Source organism: Gilliamella sp. ESL0441, assembly GCF_019469185.1.
Lineage (GTDB): Bacteria > Pseudomonadota > Gammaproteobacteria > Enterobacterales > Orbaceae > Gilliamella.
In genome coordinates this window covers 90,583-111,631 of sequence record NZ_CP048264.1, presented here as the reverse complement: position 1 = coordinate 111,631, position 21,049 = coordinate 90,583, and the positions used below count along the sequence as shown (strand labels likewise).

At 37.0% G+C, this 21,049-nt stretch carries 16 protein-coding genes; 7 read left to right on the top strand and 9 right to left on the bottom strand.

Going from position 1 to position 21,049, the window contains the following annotated elements; all coding sequences use genetic code 11:
* Positions 1 to 18: 18 nt before the first annotated feature.
* The 3 genes from GYM75_RS00500 to dnaK all read right to left on the bottom strand — a co-directional run bounded on the left by GYM75_RS00500 (position 19) and on the right by dnaK (position 4,539).
* A complete protein-coding gene (locus GYM75_RS00500) occupies positions 19 to 1,110 on the bottom strand; it encodes a DUF695 domain-containing protein (protein ID WP_220216277.1) in 1,092 nt (363 codons plus the stop codon).
* A 249-nt stretch (positions 1,111 to 1,359) separates the two neighbouring features.
* Positions 1,360 to 2,496 (bottom strand): molecular chaperone DnaJ, encoded by a 1,137-nt coding sequence (gene dnaJ / locus GYM75_RS00495; protein ID WP_220216276.1) that lies wholly within the window; start codon positions 2,494 to 2,496, stop codon positions 1,360 to 1,362.
* A 123-nt stretch (positions 2,497 to 2,619) separates the two neighbouring features.
* A complete protein-coding gene (gene dnaK, locus GYM75_RS00490; protein ID WP_065558514.1) occupies positions 2,620 to 4,539 on the bottom strand; it encodes a molecular chaperone DnaK in 1,920 nt (639 codons plus the stop codon).
* A gap of 233 nt (positions 4,540 to 4,772) precedes the next feature.
* On the opposite strand from dnaK, the gene satP reads away from it, so the two are divergent.
* Positions 4,773 to 5,351, top strand: a complete 579-nt coding sequence (gene satP, locus GYM75_RS00485) for an acetate uptake transporter (RefSeq protein WP_065558513.1) — start codon at positions 4,773 to 4,775, stop codon at positions 5,349 to 5,351.
* A 91-nt stretch (positions 5,352 to 5,442) separates the two neighbouring features.
* Here the strand turns inward: satP and asnB are convergent, their stop codons facing one another.
* The 6 genes from asnB to polA form a co-directional block, all read right to left on the bottom strand.
* Positions 5,443 to 7,116, bottom strand: a complete 1,674-nt coding sequence (gene asnB / locus GYM75_RS00480) for an asparagine synthase B (RefSeq protein ID WP_220216275.1) — start codon at positions 7,114 to 7,116, stop codon at positions 5,443 to 5,445.
* Between the two features lie 232 nt (positions 7,117 to 7,348).
* The gene (locus tag GYM75_RS00475) at positions 7,349 to 7,693 is read right to left on the bottom strand and encodes a YdbL family protein (RefSeq protein ID WP_220216274.1); all 345 of its coding nucleotides are present in this window, start codon (positions 7,691 to 7,693) and stop codon (positions 7,349 to 7,351) included.
* 112 nt (positions 7,694 to 7,805) lie between these two features.
* On the bottom strand, positions 7,806 to 7,991 hold the full coding sequence (locus tag GYM75_RS00470) for a YnbE family lipoprotein (RefSeq protein WP_065558684.1): 186 nt from the start codon (positions 7,989 to 7,991) through the stop codon (positions 7,806 to 7,808).
* Positions 7,992 to 8,005: 14 nt separating this feature from the next.
* Complete coding sequence (locus tag GYM75_RS00465) at positions 8,006 to 9,616, bottom strand: YdbH domain-containing protein (protein ID WP_220216273.1); 1,611 nt, start codon at positions 9,614 to 9,616, stop codon at positions 8,006 to 8,008.
* Between the two features lie 59 nt (positions 9,617 to 9,675).
* The gene (gltX, locus tag GYM75_RS00460) at positions 9,676 to 11,106 is read right to left on the bottom strand and encodes a glutamate--tRNA ligase (protein WP_220216272.1); all 1,431 of its coding nucleotides are present in this window, start codon (positions 11,104 to 11,106) and stop codon (positions 9,676 to 9,678) included.
* A 269-nt stretch (positions 11,107 to 11,375) separates the two neighbouring features.
* Positions 11,376 to 14,150: a DNA polymerase I gene (gene polA / locus GYM75_RS00455; RefSeq protein WP_220216271.1), complete on the bottom strand. Its 2,775-nt coding sequence runs from the start codon at positions 14,148 to 14,150 to the stop codon at positions 11,376 to 11,378.
* 203 nt (positions 14,151 to 14,353) lie between these two features.
* Between polA and folE the strand changes: the two genes are divergently transcribed.
* The 6 genes from folE (at position 14,354) to ispH (ending at position 21,049) form a co-directional block, all read left to right on the top strand.
* On the top strand, positions 14,354 to 15,013 hold the full coding sequence (gene folE / locus GYM75_RS00450; protein ID WP_220216270.1) for a GTP cyclohydrolase I FolE: 660 nt from the start codon (positions 14,354 to 14,356) through the stop codon (positions 15,011 to 15,013).
* A gap of 14 nt (positions 15,014 to 15,027) precedes the next feature.
* The gene (locus GYM75_RS00445; protein ID WP_220216269.1) at positions 15,028 to 15,540 is read left to right on the top strand and encodes a hypothetical protein; all 513 of its coding nucleotides are present in this window, start codon (positions 15,028 to 15,030) and stop codon (positions 15,538 to 15,540) included.
* A 199-nt stretch (positions 15,541 to 15,739) separates the two neighbouring features.
* Entirely contained in the window at positions 15,740 to 16,678 is a 939-nt protein-coding gene (ribF, locus tag GYM75_RS00440; RefSeq protein WP_220216268.1) for a bifunctional riboflavin kinase/FAD synthetase, read from the top strand.
* Positions 16,679 to 16,716: 38 nt separating this feature from the next.
* Positions 16,717 to 19,524 (top strand): isoleucine--tRNA ligase, encoded by a 2,808-nt coding sequence (gene ileS / locus GYM75_RS00435; RefSeq protein ID WP_220216267.1) that lies wholly within the window; start codon positions 16,717 to 16,719, stop codon positions 19,522 to 19,524.
* 105 nt (positions 19,525 to 19,629) lie between these two features.
* Entirely contained in the window at positions 19,630 to 20,100 is a 471-nt protein-coding gene (gene lspA, locus GYM75_RS00430) for a signal peptidase II (RefSeq protein ID WP_220216266.1), read from the top strand.
* A gap of 1 nt (position 20,101) precedes the next feature.
* Positions 20,102 to 21,049 carry a 4-hydroxy-3-methylbut-2-enyl diphosphate reductase gene (ispH, locus tag GYM75_RS00425; protein WP_220216265.1) on the top strand — a complete coding sequence of 316 codons (948 nt, stop codon included), beginning with the start codon at positions 20,102 to 20,104 and terminating at the stop codon, positions 21,047 to 21,049.

The window sequence follows — 21,049 nt, the reverse complement described above, 5'->3', positions numbered from 1 at the left end:
AAATTACTTTGTTCTAAACTAGTCTACCCAAGCTAAATACTCCATCCAAGCAGGATCAAACTCACAGTCAATTTTTACTGATAGATCTTGATATTGATTTAATATATTTTGAATTATTTGAGTAGCAAAATGTTTATCTTCTACATACCAAAGCATTGTTCTTGTTGCTTGGTGTAAAGAATTTTGGGCATGAATGCCTTTCTTATTTTCACGGAAAGCGGCGCTAATAGCATCTTCTATATCGTAAACCAACGATAAGGTCTCTTTACAATCTAGCTTTATACTCAGATTAAGTCCATAACCATAATTAATATCACAAGCCAATGCATTAGCCGTTTCGTTACGCTGCACTAAGGTCGTATCATCAGGATCATCTTTACTTGCCAATTCGAATACAAACAATTGATCTTCACTTTCAGAAATAGGAAAAACACCGGTGTGTTTTAAATCATTTTTCCAGATATTATCAAAACGTTTAGCAAACTCTTCAGCCGTAATACTATTAGAATCAGGCATTGTGTCGACAAAATTAATTGATTGCACTTTTATAGCTAAGTCGTATTCCCCTAAAAGATGATTCAAAATAACTAAAGCTAATGTTTGTGCATAATTTATTTGATCTTTGGCGATTGGTTTAGCAAACATTAAATCCAAAGAAATTTTACGATGATCTTCATGATATTGAATCAATAAATCTGATGCCCCCAATGAAAAAGAAGTACCATTAAAATTTATTTCAAGATCAGAAATTTTATTAGCTCGTTGACGAAATGCCTCGATTTCAAATAGATCTAAATTAGGTGCTAATTTAACAATTTCTACTACTAGTTCAAAATGTTCAATTTTACCTTCGGCAGTAAAAATAATTTTATGTTTTTTTACCTCTCCCCCCATAATTTCGGCAATAACGTCTAATTGGTTTTCACTTAACAAGTTATTGAGCTTTTCTATTAAATCTAAAGGTTGCAATTCACTAAGAGACTGTTCTGACTGTTTAACTTCATTCCAAAAGGATTGAATAGCTATTTTGAGGTTATCATCTGGTGTTGATTGTTGAGGAATGACTACATTTTGTGGTCGCAATTTTTGCCAAAGTTTTTTAAAAAACATAAAAAAATCCTATAGATAAAATTTATTAAAATTATATACAAATAAAAATAATATGTAATTCAATATACTACATCAATTTAAGCTTGAACAATATCGATTATCTACATTTGATACAAAATATTGCACAAAATTTAGCTGTCAAAAATTAACAAAAAAACATTTAAGAATGAGGGTTTATTGATATGAACTAGATAAATAAAAATGGCGAGGTAATTTTCTGCCTCGCCATTTGTACATTATTGAAAATTATTAGCCAAAAAACTTCTTCACTTTATCAAAAAAGCTTTTCTCTTTTGGACTGTGCTTAGAGCTTTTATCGGCTTTAAAACTTTCACCTAACTCTTTAAGCAATTCCTTCTGTTTACTGGTTAAATTAACTGGTGTTTCAACAACCACATGGCAATAAAGATCACCAATTGAACTTCCACGTAACGATTTAACGCCTTTACCTCGTAAGCGGAACACTTTACCTGTTTGTGTTTCAGCAGGGATAGTTAAGCTGACTTTACCATTAAGTGTTGGTACTTCTACTTCTCCACCTAGCGATGCTAAAGCAATGTTAATTGGAATTTCACAATGTAAGTTAGTACCATCACGTTCAAAAATAGCATGTGGTTTAATTTGCATTTGAACATATAAATCACCAGCTGGTGCGCCATTTAAACCTGCTTCACCTTCTCCAGAAAGTCGAATACGACTACCTGTATCAACTCCGGCAGGAATCGTTACAGAAAGCGTTTTAGTTTTCTGAACTCGTCCTTCACCATGACATTTTTTACATGGATTTTTTACTACTTTACCCCGACCATGACAGGTTGGACACTCTTGCTGCACAGCAAAAAAGCCTTGTCGCATTTGTACAACACCTGCACCATGACAGGTTTCACACGTCATTACATCTGAAGCTTTTTCAGTTCCTTGTCCGTGACAAACATCACAAGTTACCCAAGTCGGTACTTTTATCTCTTTGCTGACGCCTGCAGCAGCTTCTTCCAGTGTTAACGAGATATTATATTGCAGATCCGCACCGCGTGAGGAAGTTTGACTACGTCCACGACCACCACCAAAGAAATCACTAAAGATATCATCAAATGCAGAACCTCCGCCAAAACCACCGAAGCCACCAAAACCACCGCCGCCTGCGCCGCCATGCCCTTGTTCAAAGGCTGCATGACCATATTGATCATAAGCCGCTTTCTTCTGCGAATCGGTTAATACTTCATAAGCTTCCTTAACTTCTTTGAATTTCGCTTCTGCTTCAGCTTTATTATCCTGATTTTTGTCAGGATGATATTTCATGGCTAGGCGTTTATAGGCTTTTTTTATCTCAGCTTCACTGGCACTTTTACTCACGCCTAATGTTTCATAATAATCTTTCTTCGCCATAATTAACCTTTATTTTTTATTGCATAAACAACTAAACGGGCTTGAGTTACCTCGCGCCCGTTTAATGTGTTACATGTCTAAAACTCGTTGAAATAACTCATTAAAAAACATTTTAGTTAACGATTATTTTTTATCATCATCAACTTCTTTGAAGTCAGCATCAACAACATCATCTTGTGCCGAAGCGCTACCATTATTTGCTTGACCTGCAGATTGATCTGCTTGAGCTTGTTGTTGAGCTAATTCAAGTAATTTTTTTGATGCTTCCATTAACGCATTGATTTTAGCTTCAATTTCAGCTTTATCTTCACCACGAGCAGCATTTTCTAATGCAGTTACCGCATCTTCAATCGCTTTTTTATCATCAGCAGATAATTGATCGCCTGCATCAGTCACTTGTTTACGAGTTGAGTGAACAAGGTGATCTGCTTGGTTACGTACTTGTGCTAACTCTTCAAACTTACGGTCAGCTTCAGCATTCGCTTCCGCATCATTGACCATTTTTTGGATTTCTTCTTCACTTAAACCTGAAGAAGCTTTAATGGTAATGTTTTGTTCACGACCAGTATTTTTATCTTTTGCTGATACATGTAAGATACCATCGGCATCAATATCAAAGGTCACTTCAATTTGTGGCATACCACGTGGTGCAGCTTGAATACCATCAAGGTTAAATTGACCTAGTGATTTATTATCACCAGCACGTTTACGCTCACCTTGTAATACATGAATCGTTACCGCAGATTGATTGTCTTCAGCCGTTGAGAACACTTGACTATGTTTAGTTGGAATAGTCGTATTTTTCTCAATTAAGGTAGTCATTACACCACCCATCGTTTCGATACCTAAAGACAATGGTGTAACGTCAAGTAATAATACATCTTTAACATCACCACCTAATACACCACCTTGTACCGCAGCACCTACTGCTACTGCTTCGTCAGGGTTAACGTCTTTACGAGGTTCTTTGCCAAAGAAGTCTGCAACGGCTTTTTGTACCATTGGCATACGGGTTTGACCACCAACTAAAATCACATCTTTAATATCAGAAACAGTAAGACCTGCATCTTTTAATGCTGTTTTCACTGGTTCCATAGAGCGTTTAACTAAATCTTCGACTAAAGATTCAAGTTTAGCGCGTGTCACTTTGATATTTAAATGTTTAGGGCCTGATGCATCAGCTGTGATATAAGGTAAGTTGATATCCGTTTGTTGCGCTGATGACAATTCGATTTTTGCTTTCTCTGCAGCTTCTTTTAAACGTTGCATTGCAAGTGGATCATTTTTAAGATCGAAACCTTGTTCACGTTTAAATTCATCAACTAAATAGTTAATTAAACGAGAGTCAAAATCTTCACCACCTAAGTGAGTATCACCATTAGTTGCTAATACTTCGAAAGTTTTTTCGCCATCGACATCATCAATTTCGATAATTGAAATATCAAATGTACCACCACCAAGGTCATAGACTGCAATTGTGCGGTTACCGACATCTTTATCTAAACCATACGCTAATGCAGCAGCTGTTGGTTCGTTGATAATACGTTTAACATCTAAACCAGCAATACGACCCGCATCTTTAGTTGCTTGACGTTGAGCATCATTAAAGTAAGCTGGAACGGTAATAACCGCTTCTGTTACTGGCTCACCAAGATAATCTTCTGCAGTTTTCTTCATTTTCTTTAGTACTTCAGCAGAAATTTGTGGTGGCGCAATTTTTTGACCTTTTACATCTACCCATGCATCGCCGTTATCAGCTTTAACAATTTTATATGGCATAATACCCACATCACGTTGTACTTCAGCATCTTCATAACGACGACCAATTAAACGTTTAATGGCAAATAATGTATTTTGTGGATTTGTTACTGCCTGACGTTTTGCTGGTTGACCAACTAAAATTTCACCATCTTGTGTGTAAGCAATAATCGACGGGGTTGTACGGTCGCCTTCAGCATTTTCTAAAACTTTAGCTTGACCATTATCCATTACTGCAACACATGAATTTGTTGTACCTAAATCGATACCAATAATTTTACCCATAATCTTTTCTCCTCAAAACCTGTATTTTATTTCTTATATATAAGACTGAAATTGTGATTTTCAAGTCTTTAATTTAGTCAAAGAAATGTTAGTGTTTCCACATAGATGGGAACATTATTATTAATATCAAGGGGGGGAATGAAAAATTATTTTTGCATAAATCTTGATTATAAAGTTTTCTACACTTATTATTGCCGCTCTTTTTTTATTAAGACACATTTTATAGGATCCTTATGGAACAAACTAAACTTGCAAATCCAGGTCCACTAGGACTAATGGGATTTGGTATGACAACCATTTTATTGAATATTCATAATGCGGGATTTTTCCCTGTGATGACAGCAATCGTATCTATGGGTATTTTTTATGGTGGACTAGCACAAGTGATCGCTGGAATTTTAGAATTTCGCAAAGGTAACACTTTTGGGACAACAGCGTTTACTTCATATGGTTTCTTTTGGATTGCGCTTGTTGGCATTTGGTATTTACCAACCTCCCCAGCAACAGCACCAACCGATGCAACCTTTGTTGGTATCTTCCTCGCATTATGGGGGATTTTCACCGCATTCATGTTTATCGGTACGTTAAAAGGTAATCGAGTATTACAATTTGTTTTTGCTAGTTTAACTGTCCTGTTTGCTTTATTAGCAATTGGTAATATTTCTGGTAATCACAGCATCATTCATATCGCAGGCTTTGAAGGGATTATTTGTGGTGCAAGTGCGATTTATTTAGCAATGGCTGAAGTACTTAACGAACAATACGGACGCACTATTTTACCAATTGGTGCACCTAAAGGCGCTGCTCACTAATTGTCGCTGTTATTAAAACAAGTGATGAGAGCAATAAAAAACGGGGTAATTTCCCCGTTTTTTTATATCAATGAATAACAACATTTAACGCTTATTTTTTATAAGCATCATTATGTACACCTACTGCCGCACGACCTGATGGATCATTAAGATTTTTGAATGACTCATCCCATTCAATCGCTTTTGCTGTAGAACAAGCAACAGTTGGACCACCCGGCACACAATGTGCTGCACTTTCAACGGGGAATAGCTCATCAAAAATTTCTCGGTACATGTAAGCTTCTTTCGACGTTGGCGTATTATAAGGGAAGCGGAATTTTGCATTTTCCAATTGTTGATCCGTGATTTTGCTTTCTGCGATCTCTTTTAAAGTATCGATCCAACTATAACCAACACCATCAGAGAATTGCTCTTTTTGACGCCAAACCACAGACGCAGGTAAATAAGATTCAAATGCTTCACGAACAATGTGTTTTTCCATTTTTCCGTTACTACCACACATTTTATCTTTCGGATTAAGGCGCATTGCCACATCTAAGAATTTCTTATCAAGGAATGGAACACGAGCTTCAACGCCCCATGCCGCCATCGCTTTATTAGCACGTGCACAATCATACATGTGTAACGCGGCTAATTTTCGCACCGTTTCTTCATGGAACTCTTTAGCATTTGGCGCTTTATGGAAATAGAGGTAACCACCAAATACTTCGTCAGCACCTTCACCAGATAACACCATTTTAATACCCATTGCTTTAATTTTTCTTGCCATTAAATACATTGGCGTAGAAGCACGGATAGTTGTGACATCATAAGTTTCAATAAAATAAATGACATCACGGATGGCATCAATACCTTCTTGAATAGTAAAGTTAATTTCGTGGTGAACGGTACCAAGATGATCGGCAACCGCTTGTGCTGCTTTAAGATCTGGCGCACCTTTTAAACCCACTGCAAATGAATGCAGTTGTGGCCACCAAGCTTCAGATTTTTCATGATCTTCAACACGACGCGCTGAGAATTTTTTAGTGATTGCCGAAATAACGGAAGAATCAAGCCCACCAGATAATAAAACGCCATAAGGCACATCTGACATAAGATGGCTTTTAACAGACTCTTCCAATGCTATACGAAGCGCATTAATGTCTGTTTTATTATCTTTGACATTTTCGTAATCCATCCAATCACGTTTATAGTAGGTTTTAATTTCACCTTCAGTGCTCGATAAATAGCATCCAGGAGGAAAAGCTTCAATCGTTTTACAAACGGGGACTAACGCTTTCATCTCAGAGGCGACATAGAATGTACCATTTTCGTCGTGTCCCATATACATTGGGATAATACCAATGTGATCACGACCAATAAAGTAAGTACCTTTATTAATATCATAGAGAATAAAGGCAAACATACCTTGTAGTTCATCAAGACAATCAATTCCTTTTTCTTGATAGAGCGCTAAGATAACTTCACAGTCAGAACCTGTTTGGAATTCATAGCGATCTTTGTACTGATTTCGGAGTTCTTGATGATTATAAATTTCGCCATTCACCGCTAAAACGAGAGTTTTATCTTTATTATAAAGCGGTTGAGATCCTGTATTAACATCTACAATTGATAAACGTTCATGAGCAAGAATTGCTTTATCAGAAGCAAAAATACCAGACCAATCCGGTCCACGATGACGCTGTAGACTTGATAGTTCTAATGCTTTTGTTCGTAGTTGTTCCGGATCTGATTTAATATCAAGAATACCTAAAATCGAACACATTGATTTTCTCCACTTAAAATCGCAAACGCGATACTATTTGTACGTAAAAATAACTATATGAAAATTTGAAAAAATTTTTTTATTTTAAATTACTTTGCCCTTTATTCTTACCCAGCTTAAAGCGCAAATAATAAAGGTAGACAGCATACACACTATTTATAAACAATTAAAGTCCCAAGTCGTGATACTTTTCCTATCGTTGCAAAAAGAACTTAACGACTTTATGACATCATCACTTTCTTTTCCATTGACCTTGTTGTTTTATAAATTGTCCAGCAGGTGTTTTTTCCTGAGCTTTTGTTCCTGCTCTCACTTCAACTTCGTTCAAAGGAACGTTACTTTCAGCAGAAACTTTTTGATATTCTTGTTTACGCGCTTGATTAATGAGTTGCGCTATTTCACTTGCATTGCTTTCGTTTTTAACTACACCTAAATAGCCATCCTCTTGTTCGCCCACTAAACCACTTGCTTTTGCTTGACTTAATGCGTTAATCGCTTGATCTAAATTTAATGCAAACACGGGTAAAGATAAAGCTGCTGTTAATAATGCAATCGTTAACTTTTTATAAATAGTCATAATAACCCCTTTAATAAATACTTTATATTTCATTAACGCCAAAGTGATTTACACTTTTAATTCACTTTTGACAACGCCAACCAAAATATAACCGTGAATCTTTAATAAATAATTAATATAAACCAGATTTATTAATTACATTGTCTAACGCTTTATCAACCTTTATGTTGATTTCATGGTCTATTTTAACATTTAGATTTATGTTTATTGGTTCATTGGGAGCCTGAACTCTAACCGTCGGTGAGCATCCCATTAATACGCTACTCACTACCATGACTGCAATCACATTCCGTATCATAAAAATAGCCTCTTTCATTTATCATGATTTTTTTTCAATCGTGCTTCAATTCGTTTACGAATCGGTTCACTAATTTGGTCTGATAAGAGTAAACTGGTCATTAATTTAGCGATATTTTCTTCAAGCGTGATATTTAAATTCACCGCTTTACCATTTTGCACATCTAAATTATTTCCTTGAATAGTCAGACCTAACTTAGCAATATCATTAGCGTAATCAACTTTACTTGATAGCTTAGTATAATGAAAATTTTTAAGAATATCAGTGAGTATTTTCATATTTGGATTATTTTTTACATAATCTTTTAGCGCTGAATTTTCAAACTGTAATTCACCCTGATTAGTTGAAACTAGTTGACCATTTTTAATTACCAACTTATATGATAGCTCATTGTTGTTTTTAACTTCGCTTAATGTAATTGGTAAGATGCCATCTATCGCCCCATTACCGGCAAGCCCTTCAACCGGATATTTGGCTAACACATCTTTTAACTGTATTTGTTTTAATCTGACATTAATTTGTTGAGGCAATCTGGTTAAATTCAATTTTCCTTTATCAACCGACAGCTGACCAGAAAATAGCCTCGCTTGTAATTTTTTCCATGTAATGACGCCTCTTGTCGGTGCAGTTAAAGTTGACGAATAAGCGCCAGCAACATTAACTTTTTCAAAATTGATGCCAAGATTGATTTCTTGGATATGTAAATCAGATGTGGAAAGCGTAAAATTATTGTTGTTAACCGAAAGATTAATATTACCTGTTGCCGATTTAATCTCACTATTTTTATAAAGACCATTAAACTCACTAATCGTTAATTGACCTGTCGCTGAGGTTTGATTCAATTGAAATGGAAGCGATGACTGAACTTGAAAGCGGATATTTCCTCTTAGATCATTAACAATGAAATCTTCCGAAACATTCGCTTTTTTTAAGCTAAATGACGCATTATCCAAATTGGTTAGTGTAAGCTGTTTTTGAGTTATCGATCCTTTAAACGGTAAGGATAAATCGCCATTTTGTATGCCAAATTGAGCTAATGAGGTCGTTAACATGCCATGTTGAATCTCAATACGGGAATCGGCTTCATTAAATTGTAAAACAGTCGATAACTTTGCAGCATATTGGGTATTGGTGGATAACTCAAGCTGTATAGCTTGTGGCTGTTTATTCATATCTAGCTTGATATCAAACAAAGGCACTTTGTTTTGATAAAATCGCAACGAATGAATATGAATAGCTTTAGGTAACCAATACAACATTGATGAAAAAGATGAGGCATCAAATTCAGATCGATCAAGATGATCAGCCTCGCCATCAACTCCATGATCGCTAATCTTCTCTACTTTAGCGTTAACGGGCTGCCAATAGATATCTACATTTTCTGCTGATAGATTTGACCACGAAACATGCAAATTTTTTGCCGTTAAGGATAATTGTGATTGCTGAGAAACGGTAAAAGTATCAAATGATACCCCATCAAAACCAATATTGAAGCCATGCCAATCTAAGGTTAACTGATTTTTTTGCTTAAAAGACAACCAATAATGCCATCCAAACAGACCTAGCAATGAAATAATCAGCATAAAAATAAATGAAAACCAATAGCGTTTTTTCAAGCGAGCCATAAATAAACTCTCTACTTAGCAAGGTTTATTGCCGAGTGTTGCTCGGCAATGCAATAATATTACACTGGTGACTGTTCTCGCTGTGCGATATAAGCTAATGCTTTATCAATTCTAGATAATGTTCGTTTTTTGCCAATGGCAAATACCGTTGCATCCACGGATGGCGATTGCCCAATTCCTGTTACTGCAACACGCAATGGCATCCCCACTTTACCCATTCCAACATCAAGCTCAGTCGCCGTAGCTTCAATAGCATGATGAATTTTATCAATTTGCCAGTCAAAATCAGCAATTGCACCAATTTTAGCTTTGATGAGTTCTAACGGCTCTTTAGCTACGGGGCGCAAATGTTTTTTAGCGGCATCAGCATCAAAATCATCAAAATCTTGATAACAATAACGGCATGATTCCGCCATTTCTTTAAGTGTTTTACAACGTTCACCAAACAATTTAATAATTGTGATTAAATCCGGTCCTTGTGTTAAATCATAGCCTTGATGATTCATATGCCAAACTAAATGTTGAGCGACATAATCAGCATCTAAATGATTAATATAATGATGATTTAACCACAATAATTTTTCAGTATTAAACGCACTAGCTGATTTGCTTACTGCATCTAATGTAAAATAACTAATCATTTCAGGCACGGAGAATATCTCTTGATCACCATGTGACCAGCCTAAGCGTACTAAATAATTGAGTAAAGCTTCCGGTAAGTAGCCATCATCACGGTATTGCATAACACTCACCGCACCATGACGTTTAGATAATTTTTGCCCGTCATCCCCTAAAATCATGGATACATGACCATATTCAGGAAGCGGTGCACCTAATGCTTTGAGAATATTAATCTGACGAGGTGTATTATTGATATGATCTTCACCACGAATCACATGCGTAATTTCCATATCCCAATCATCCACCACAACACAAAAATTGTAAGTTGGTGAACCGTCTGTTCGTCGAATAATTAAATCATCAAGCTCTTTATTGGCAATCTCAATAGGGCCACGGATTAAATCGTTAAATACGACAACACCGTCAATCGGATTGGCAAAACGGACAACATGCGGTTCACTGTGGTTATGTTGTTTTTGGACTTCATCACAACGACAATGACCATCATAACGGGCTTTTTCGCCTTTCGCCATCTGCTCTTCACGCAGTTTTTCTAAGCGTTCTTTTGAGCAATAGCAACGATAAGCTGTTCCTCTAGCGAGCATTTCATCAATCACTTGATTATAGCGATCAAAACGTTTAGTTTGGAAATAAGGACCTTCATCCCATGATAATTCTAACCAATTCATTCCCTCCATGATCGCTTCAATGGCTTCTGGCGTTGAACGCTCTAGATCAGTATCTTCAATACGCAAGACAAATGCACCTTGTGCATGACGGGTATAAAGCCAAGAATAGAGCGCAGTACGTGCTCCTCCAACATGTAAATAACCGGTTGGGCTTGGTGCAAAACGGGTTTTAATTTTCATGAAATAATCCTAATAATAATAAAAAAGAGCACGTAAACGAAAAAAGCGTTAACAGCGCTCTTTTATTCAATTCGGTTAACTAACTAACCAGAATAATAACATTTTGATATAAATTCAGTTTCGTTACTTATTCTAACACGCTAAAAGGTTTGAGCAATAGCCTATTCACGCCTTAAAATCGATCACAAATTTTCAAGATGTTTAAGCTTAAGCTTGCATTTAAATCTAAAACCGTAAACATCTTATAATTTACTAATGCTGATAAAAAATTAGTGTGCTTCATCCCAATTATCACCGACGCCAACATCGACTTTTAATGGCACAGATAATTGATAACAATTTTCCATAATGGATTTGATTTGCGCACTGTACTTATCAACCAATTCTTGTTTGACTTCAAACACTAATTCATCGTGTACTTGCATCACCATTCTAATATTGCCAGACGGTTGGTTGTTAATCCAATCACTCATTTTTATCATCGCAGTTTTAATGATATCCGCCGCAGTACCTTGCATTGGCGCATTAATTGCTGCTCGTTCGGCTCCTCGTTTTTCTATGCCGTTAGTCGAGGTGATTTTAGGCAGATATAAACGTCGACCAGATAAGGTTTCGACATAACCTTGCTGTGCTGCCAATTGACGGGTCTCTTCCATGTAAGTTTGTACCCCCGGATAACGTTCAAAATAGCGATCGATATAAAATTGCGCCTCTTTTCGAGGAATATTGATTTGTTTTGATAAACCAAAAGCACTCATTCCATAAATCAAACCAAAATTGACCGCTTTAGCGCGTCTACGTTCTTCCGACGTCACATCTGATTCAGGTTTACTTAATACTTCACTCGCCGTCACTCGGTGGATATCTTTGTCATGGGCAAAGGCGTTGAGTAAACTTTTATCTTGCGATAGATGTGCCATGATGCGTAATTCAATTTGTGAATAGTCAGCAGAAATAATCTTATACCCTTCTGGTGCTATAAATGCCTGGCGGATTCGACGCCCTTCTTCATTGCGTACCGGAATATTTTGTAAATTAGGATCATTGGAAGATAAACGTCCTGTTACTGTCCCAATTTGATTGTAATTCGTATGAATACGATGATCGATAGGACTAATCATTAAAGGTAATTTATCTGTATAAGTATTTTTAAGCTTGGCCAGTCCTCGATAAAATAGAATCATACGCGGTAATTCGTACTCATTAGCCAATTCACTCAACACATCTTCACTGGTTGACGGATCGCCTTTTGGCGTCTTTTTCAACACCGGCAATTGATGCTTATCAAATAAAATTGCTTGAATCTGCTTTGGCGAAGCAGGATTAAATTTTTCACCAGCCAATGATTGAAGTTCGGCCTCCGTCGCCACTAACTGTTTGGCAAGTTCATGGGAATAATCATTTAACTGTTTAGCATCAACCAATACCCCTGTTCTTTCCATTTCAGCCAACACAATGGCTAAAGGCATTTCAATATCAGTAAACAGTTTAGTTAATTTTGAATCTTTTTCTAACTCTGGCCACAGTTTTTCATGTAATTGTAACGTGATATCTGCATCTTCTGCTGCGTATTGTGTCGTTTTTTCAACATCAATAGCATCAATGGTCACTTGTTTTTTATCCTGCTTGGTTAGCTCATTATAAGTGATGGTTTTATGATTCAAATAACGACTAGCCATGCTATCCATATCGTGTCTTTCTGTACTATTTAGTACATACGATTCAAGCATGGTATCAAAGGCAATACCTTGTACTTTAATACCATAGTTAGCCAGTACGCTGTAATCAAATTTAGCATTTTGCGCGATTTTTTTAATCTTCGGATTTTCTAGCACAGGCTTTAATTTCGCCAACACGCTATCAAGCGGTAACTGCTCGGGAACACCAAGATATTGATGAGCAAGTGGAATATAAGCAGCTTCATGCGGCGTGATACTGAGCGAAATCCCGACTAATTTAGCATGCACATGATCGACATTATCCGTTTCAGTATCGAAGGCAAATTGTTGACTTTGGGATAATTTGGTTACCCACTGATCTAATTGTTTATCAGTCAAAATGCATTGATAATCGGTCTGCTTATTTTTGGCAGATGAATGTTCTTGCGCCAATAACGGCATATTCTGGTTCACATTGACCGCCGATGCTTTTTGATTTTTTAAAAAACTGCCCGATATCAACTCTTTTTGCCAACGATGAAAGCCATAATAAGCAAATAATTCGTTTAATGCATTAACATCCATATCGCTCGACATGAGCTGTTCATTAGTAAAATCTAATTGCACATCGGTTTTAATCGTTGCCAGCAAATAAGACAATTCGGCTTCTTTCTGATTATCAATCAATTTTTGTTTTAACGATTTTGCGCCACGGATTGATAATTTTTCAATATCATCTAAACGCTGATAGATATCTTTAACACTGTTAAATTCAGTTAATAAACTTTGGGCCGTCTTTTCACCTACTCCCGGAACCCCTGGGATATTGTCAGACGAATCGCCTCTTAATGCTAAATAATCAATAATCTTTTCGGGTGGCACACCAAATTTTTCCATCACGCCTTTCGGATCAAGCACCGTATTATTCATGGTATTAATCAGGGTAATTTTATCACTGACAAGCTGTGCCATATCTTTATCACCGGTACTGATTAAAACGTCCAGATTCTCTTTTTCAGCCTGCCTTGCCAGTGTACCAATCACATCATCCGCTTCCACACCTTCAATACAGAGTAAAGGTAGCCCCATAGCTTTTAAAATAGTGTGAATTGGTTCAATTTGCGGACGAAGATTTTCCGGCATTGCCTCACGTGTGGCTTTATACTCACTATAGATTTCGTTACGGAAAGAGCCGCCTTTAGCATCGAAAACAACAGCAATATGTGTCGGATTGTACTGATTAATCAGACTACGGATCATATTGATGACACCAAAAATAGCCCCTGTTGGCTCACCTTTGGCATTGGTTAACGGCGGACATGCAAAAAAAGCACGATAGAGATAAGAAGATCCATCAATCAGGATAATTGGTGTTTTATTTGGCATTAGTATTACCCAAAGGTTATTCGCTATAATGGTTAACAGTATACCCCAATTAACAACAATATTCTTATTATCTACAACAATAAAATGTAAAAATCTTTCATATTTACACAATGTTTTAATAGAAAGTTTTAACTTAAAAAACTGTATATTGCAAAATGAGTATTATATAATACTGTATCTTTTTTAACCTGAGTATACGATTAATGACACAGTTAAGTCTTGCTGCACAAAAAGTTAAAGATGCACTGGCAGCTAAAAATCTTGAAACCCCTTCTTGTCGTTTAGCAATGGATAATAGTGAGCGCAAGGCAAAAATCGAAGAACATTTTCGTGAGATCATGAAATTAATGGAGTTGGATCTTACTGATGACAGTCTTGCCGAAACACCACATCGTGTCTCTAAAATGTATGTTGATGAGATTTTTTCTGGGCTCTATTATGAAAATTTTCCCAAAATCACGCTCATTGAAAATAAAATGCAAGTCGACGAGATGATCACCGTTCGTGATATTACCTTAACCAGTGTATGCGAACACCATTTTGTCACCATTGACGGCAAAGCCACCGTCTCTTATATCCCTAAAGATAAAGTTATTGGCTTATCCAAAATTAATCGAATTGTTGAATTTTTTTCACAGCGACCACAAGTACAAGAAAGATTAACTCAACAAATACTTGTTGCCCTTCAAACCTTACTTGGCACGGTAAATGTGGCGGTCTCAATCGATGCGACTCACTATTGTGTGAAAGCCAGAGGCATTAAAGATTCAAGCAGTATGACAACCACGACCGCACTGGGTGGCGGATTTAAAACCAATCCAAGTACCAGACAAGAATTTTTAAGAGCATTACATCACTATTAATATAAGGATATTCAATGAAATTTTTATCACTCATTTTTATGATATTATTGATAACAGCATGCTCTGAACAGGAGTCTAATAATTCTAATAATAACGATAAATTTATTGGTTTTTGGGTAGAAGGTGGTCCCGATTTTAAATATACTGCAACCTATGCCAATCTTGTTGAAATAAGTAAACAAGGGGATAATTACTTTATCAATGAAAACTATGTTTATGGTAATGATCAAACCATTGCGATGCGAAAAGTCACAAAACCCCAAGACAATTTCGATGGACTCGCTTATCCATCAGAAAGAAATTTTGGTTTAGAAAACAGAGTGACTTTTCATGGTGATAACTATTCAAAAATCGGTATATTTAATACAGTTTTCTTTCGAATTTCAAAAGAAGAAGCAGAACAAATTAAACGTGATGTAAAAGAGTGCGAAGAGATAGAAAAAAACCGTTTTTTTATTCCTAAAGCGCAACAAGCTGAATATAAAAAACGGGCAAATGAGCTGGCTTATTGTCGGATTTTTTGGTAACAATCAAAATTGACGTAAACCTAAATTCAGCGGATTTTTGTAACAATCGTATGGGAATTGAATATTTAACAATAATCAAAACCTAAAACTCAAATACAAAACAACCGAAAATCAGCTTTATATTACGTGCATCTTCAAGAAAGATTGGTATAATTCTCGGCTACTTGAGTTAAATTACACAGTTAAATAACACATTTTCATGAAGATCATTCGCGGTATTGCTAATTTAAAAAATCAATTTTCCCAGTGCGTACTGACATTGGGCAATTTTGATGGCGTACATTTAGGACATCAGCAATTAATTAACCATTTAATCACCCAAGGTAAAAAATTAAATCTACCAACCGTGGTTATGCTATTTGAACCGCAACCGTTAGAGTTTTTTTGTTCGGAAAATGCCCCTTCCCGATTAACCTCATTTCAAGAAAAAGTGATTTTTATTGAAAAACTCGGTATCGACTATATTATTGCTGTTCCGTTTACTCAAACCTTTGCCAAAATGTCTGCTGATGACTTTATTCAAGCGTGGTTGATAAATCAGTTACGGGCCAAATATATTATTATTGGTGATGATTTTCGGTTTGGGTTTGAACGTAAAGGGGATATTCATCTTCTTGAACATTATGCACAAAAAAATGATTTTACTGTCGAAAGCATGCCAACCTACGTTTGGAATCAGTTACGAATTAGTAGTACCGCGGTGCGTAAAGCTTTACTCAACAATGATTTTGAATTAGCACGTTGCCTATTAGGGCGTCCGTATAGCATTCAAGGGCGTGTTATTCATGGCAATGCATTAGCAAGGCAATTAGGTTTTCCTACGGCAAATATTCTACTATACCGCAAAAAACCAGCCTTACACGGTGTCTATTTAGTTAACGTCAAAAATTGTTGTAGCCAACAATCTTATTATGGCATTGCTAATATTGGTATAAGACCAACTATTCAAGGAAAAAAAGCCATTTTAGAAGTGAATCTATTTGACTTTTCGGGTGATATTTATGGACAATATTTAGACGTAACCTTCCTCGAAAAATTACGAGACGAGAAAAAATTTGACTCTATAACAGCGTTAAAAGAACAAATTACACAAGATGTTTGCACTGCGAAAAAGATCAGTGCACAATTAACCAATTAAGAAAGTAGTATCAACAAAATTAACTGGAATAAATCAGCATGACAGATTATAAAAATACATTGAATTTACCGGAAACCGGTTTCCCAATGCGAGGTGATCTTGCCAAACGTGAACCGGCGATGTTGCAAAACTGGTACGATAAAGAACTTTATCGCAAAATCCGCCAAGTAAAAAAAGGGAAAAAAGCCTTTATTTTGCATGATGGCCCTCCTTATGCAAACGGCAAACTTCATATTGGTCATGCAGTTAATAAAATTATCAAAGATATTATCATTAAATCAAAAGGTTTAAGCGGTTATGATTCCCCATATATTCCAGGGTGGGACTGTCATGGTCTGCCAATCGAACAAAAAGTTGAAGAACAAGTTGGCAAACCAGGCGTAAAAGTGACACCGGCTGAGTTTCGTCAAATTTGTCGTGACTATGCTGCTTCTCAAGTTGAACTACAAAAAGCTGATTTTATACGTATGGGTGTATTGGGTGATTGGCAAAATCCCTACCGCACAATGAATTACGATACGGAAGCGAATATTATTCGAGCGTTAGGCAAAGTCATCAAAAACGGGCATTTAGTCAAAGGGGCAAAACCTGTTTACTGGTGTACAGATTGTATGTCTTCGTTAGCAGAAGCAGAAGTAGAATATTATGATAAATCTTCACCCGCTATAGATGTAAAATTTAAAGCGGTAGATAACCAAGCTGTTGCGAGTAAATTTGGCGTTCATACCGATTTAACTATTTATGCCGTGATTTGGACGACAACACCTTGGACATTACCCGCTAGCCGAGGTATTGCCTTAAATGCTGAGTTTGAATATCAACTGGTACAAATAAACGATAAAGAATGCTTAATTTTAGCCACTGATCTGGTCGAATCCGTCATGAAACGTGCCGAAATTTCAGAATGGAAAATTCTTGGCAGCTGTAAAGGTGATGCGCTTGAGCTATTACGCTTTAAGCACCCTTTCCTTGATTTTGATGAACCCATTGTACTTGGTGAACACGTTACGGTTGATGCGGGTACCGGTGCGGTGCACACTGCGCCCGGTCATGGTGCGGAAGACTTTTTAGTTGGTCAAAAATATGGGCTTGAAGTTGCTAACCCTGTTGGTGGCAATGGGTGCTATTTACCGGGCACAGGTGCAGGTTTAGATGGCTTATTTGTATTTAAAGCGAATAAAGTTGTGATCGACATATTAAAAGACCACAATGCGCTACTTCATTTTGAAAATATTGAACATAGCTATCCATGTTGTTGGCGTCACAAAACACCGGTTATTTATCGTGCAACACCGCAATGGTTTATTAGCATGGATAAACAAGGTTTACGTGCCCAATCATTACAAGAAATTAAACAAGTTCGCTGGATTCCGGATTGGGGACAAGCACGAATTGAAACAATGGTTGCTAATCGCCCTGACTGGTGTATCTCTCGTCAACGCACATGGGGCGTACCGATGACGTTATTTGTCCACAAAGAGACCGAAGAGCTACACCCCGATACCCTAGCACTGGTTGAAAAAGTCGCTAAATTAGTTGAACAACACGGTATCCAAGCTTGGTGGGATGCAGATATCAAAGATTTGCTTGGCCCCGATGCAGACGATTATCGCAAAGTGCCAGATACCCTTGATGTCTGGTTTGATTCAGGATCAACTTTCTTTTCGGTAGTCGGTGTACGCCCTGAGTTTGAAGGGCACGAAGCTGACATGTATTTAGAAGGTTCAGATCAACATCGTGGTTGGTTTATGTCATCATTAATGCTATCAACAGCGATTGATAACAAAGCCCCTTATAAGCAAGTGTTAACGCATGGTTTTGTGGTTGACGGTCAAGGTCGAAAAATGTCTAAATCGTTAGGCAATATCGTTACCCCACAAGAAGTTATGGGTAAACTTGGAGCGGATATTCTACGTCTATGGATTGCTTCGACCGATTATTCGGGTGAAATGAGCTATTCTGACGAAATCATCAAACGTTCAGCGGATAGTTACCGTCGTATTCGTAATACAGCTCGCTTTTTACTGGCTAACTTAAACGGCTTTGATCCAGCTAAAGACATGATCAAACCTGAAGATATGGTGGTACTGGATCGCTGGGCGGTCAGCATGGCAAAAGAGGCACAAGATCAAATTATCCAAGCTTACGAAAGCTATGATTTCCATAAAGTCGTACAACGTATTATGCAATTCTGTTCAATTGAAATGGGATCATTCTATTTAGATATTATTAAAGATCGTCAGTACACCGCCAAAAGTGATAGCGTTGCTCGTCATAGTTGCCAAACTGCCTTATATCATATTGCTCAAGCAATGGTACGTTGGATAGCGCCGGTACTATCTTTTACCGCTGATGAAATTTGGCAATATTTACCTTCAGCCGAAAAATCAGAATTTGTATTTGAAGATGAATGGTATAACGAACTATTTAGTTTATCCGATAATGAAACATTAAATAGTGAGTATTGGGCGCAAATTCTAGCAATTCGTAGCGAAGTAAACAAAGTGCTAGAACAAGGTCGTAACGATAAAGTGATTGGTGGTTCTCTTGAAGCCGCTGTTACCCTTTATGCAGACGATCAGATTGCCACAGCACTCGCTAAATTAGAGAACGAATTACGCTTTGTACTACTCACGTCACAAGCCAGCGTGAAACCACTAGACAGTGCGCCACAACAGGCAGTACAAAGTGATATAGCCGGTCTTAAAATCGAGCTCACTAAAGCGCAAGGTGATAAGTGTCCTCGCTGTTGGCATTACACCATTGATAATGAACCAACAACACACTTATGTAAACGCTGTGAAGAAAACATTCATGGTAAGGGTGAAGTTAGACATTTCGCCTAGCAATAGAATGACAGATAAACACGGCTATAAGACAATAGTTTATAGCCACTTATTACATTAAGCGCCGACAACAGTCGGCGAAATATCATCATGAGCATGAACTTTATGAAAAAAGAGAATGGACTTTACTGGTTAATTATTAGCACAATTGTGTTCTTTGTTGATATTGCTAGTAAATTTTGGATCCTAACTAAATTCAACCTTTATGAATCAATCAACGTGTTGCCTTTCTTCTCGATTACTTATGTACAAAATATTGGCGCTGCATTTAGTATTTTTGAAGGTCAACGTTGGATGCTTGCAGCCGTTGCTTTACTCATTAGTGGTGCCATTGTGTATATACTTTATCGTAACAAACGACAGCAAAAATTAGAAAATTTTTCACTATCACTTATATTAGGTGGTGCTTTAGGCAACCTATTTGACCGCCTTTATCATGGTTTTGTGGTTGATTTTCTAGATGTAAATTTCGGTAGCTGGCACTACCCAACCTTTAATATTGCTGATTGTGCGATTTGTATCGGTATTGGATTATTTATTTTAAGCAGTTATAAAAAACCCCAAAAGACCGAATAACATGCAAATTATTTTAGCTAACCCTCGAGGTTTTTGTGCTGGTGTTGATCGAGCTATCACGATCGTTGAACGCGCACTTGAACTCTTCGGCGCACCCGTTTATGTTCGCCATGAAGTGGTGCATAACCGCTATGTGGTTAACAACTTGAAAGAGCTAGGTGCAATTTTTATTGAACAAATTGACGAAGTCCCTGACGATAGTATTCTTATCTTTTCTGCGCATGGTGTATCTAAAGCGGTGCGTGAAGAAGCAAAAAAACGAAAACTTCGTATCTTTGATGCGACTTGCCCGTTAGTGACTAAAGTTCATATGGAAGTGGCAAGATCCAGTTATCGTGGTGAAGAAGTGGTCTTAATCGGTCATGCCGGGCATATTGAAGTGGATGGTACATTAGGTCAATACAATAATCCTAATGGTGGTATTTATTTGATTGAATCGATAAACGATGTTCAAACGTTACAAGTCAAAAACGAAGATCACCTATGCTTTACCACCCAAACAACCTTATCAGTGGAAGATACGGCGGAAATCATTGCTGCCTTAAAAGTACGATTTCCTAAAATCCGTAGCCCGCGTAAAAATGATATTTGTTATGCCACAACCAATCGACAACAAGCCGTAAAACAACTTTCATCACAAGCAGATGTGATACTTGTCGTCGGTTCAAAAAATTCATCCAATTCCAACCGATTAGCTGAACTTGCCAGACGCAACAGTAAAAATGCTTATTTGATTGATTATGCCACCGATATTGAACAAGAATGGTTAATTAATGCTCGCACGGTGGGCGTAACGGCAGGCGCATCTGCGCCCGATATTTTAGTGCAACAGGTTATTGAACATTTGAAAAGTTTGGGTTGCACATCACTGATCGAAACAGACGGAATTTTAGAAAATATTACTTTTGAAATTCCTAAAGAATTGCGTATTGAAGTAAAAGCAAACTAA

Excerpts from the sequence above, each read along its gene's own strand:
- ribF (WP_220216268.1), top strand. The coding sequence starts at position 15,740 with ATGAAGATCATTCGCGGTATTGCTAATTTAAAAAATCAATTTTCCCAG.
- GYM75_RS00475 (WP_220216274.1), bottom strand. The coding sequence starts at position 7,693 with ATGACTATTTATAAAAAGTTAACGATTGCATTATTAACAGCAGCTTTA.
- GYM75_RS00445 (WP_220216269.1), top strand. The coding sequence starts at position 15,028 with ATGAAATTTTTATCACTCATTTTTATGATATTATTGATAACAGCATGC.
- folE (WP_220216270.1), top strand. The coding sequence starts at position 14,354 with ATGACACAGTTAAGTCTTGCTGCACAAAAAGTTAAAGATGCACTGGCA.
- GYM75_RS00470 (WP_065558684.1), bottom strand. The coding sequence starts at position 7,991 with ATGATACGGAATGTGATTGCAGTCATGGTAGTGAGTAGCGTATTAATG.
- lspA (WP_220216266.1), top strand. The coding sequence starts at position 19,630 with ATGAAAAAAGAGAATGGACTTTACTGGTTAATTATTAGCACAATTGTG.
- polA (WP_220216271.1), bottom strand. The coding sequence starts at position 14,150 with ATGCCAAATAAAACACCAATTATCCTGATTGATGGATCTTCTTATCTC.
- GYM75_RS00465 (WP_220216273.1), bottom strand. The coding sequence starts at position 9,616 with ATGGCTCGCTTGAAAAAACGCTATTGGTTTTCATTTATTTTTATGCTG.
- satP (WP_065558513.1), top strand. The coding sequence starts at position 4,773 with ATGGAACAAACTAAACTTGCAAATCCAGGTCCACTAGGACTAATGGGA.
- asnB (WP_220216275.1), bottom strand. The coding sequence starts at position 7,116 with ATGTGTTCGATTTTAGGTATTCTTGATATTAAATCAGATCCGGAACAA.
- ispH (WP_220216265.1), top strand. The coding sequence starts at position 20,102 with ATGCAAATTATTTTAGCTAACCCTCGAGGTTTTTGTGCTGGTGTTGAT.
- ileS (WP_220216267.1), top strand. The coding sequence starts at position 16,717 with ATGACAGATTATAAAAATACATTGAATTTACCGGAAACCGGTTTCCCA.
- gltX (WP_220216272.1), bottom strand. The coding sequence starts at position 11,106 with ATGAAAATTAAAACCCGTTTTGCACCAAGCCCAACCGGTTATTTACAT.
- dnaK (WP_065558514.1), bottom strand. The coding sequence starts at position 4,539 with ATGGGTAAAATTATTGGTATCGATTTAGGTACAACAAATTCATGTGTT.
- GYM75_RS00500 (WP_220216277.1), bottom strand. The coding sequence starts at position 1,110 with ATGTTTTTTAAAAAACTTTGGCAAAAATTGCGACCACAAAATGTAGTC.
- dnaJ (WP_220216276.1), bottom strand. The coding sequence starts at position 2,496 with ATGGCGAAGAAAGATTATTATGAAACATTAGGCGTGAGTAAAAGTGCC.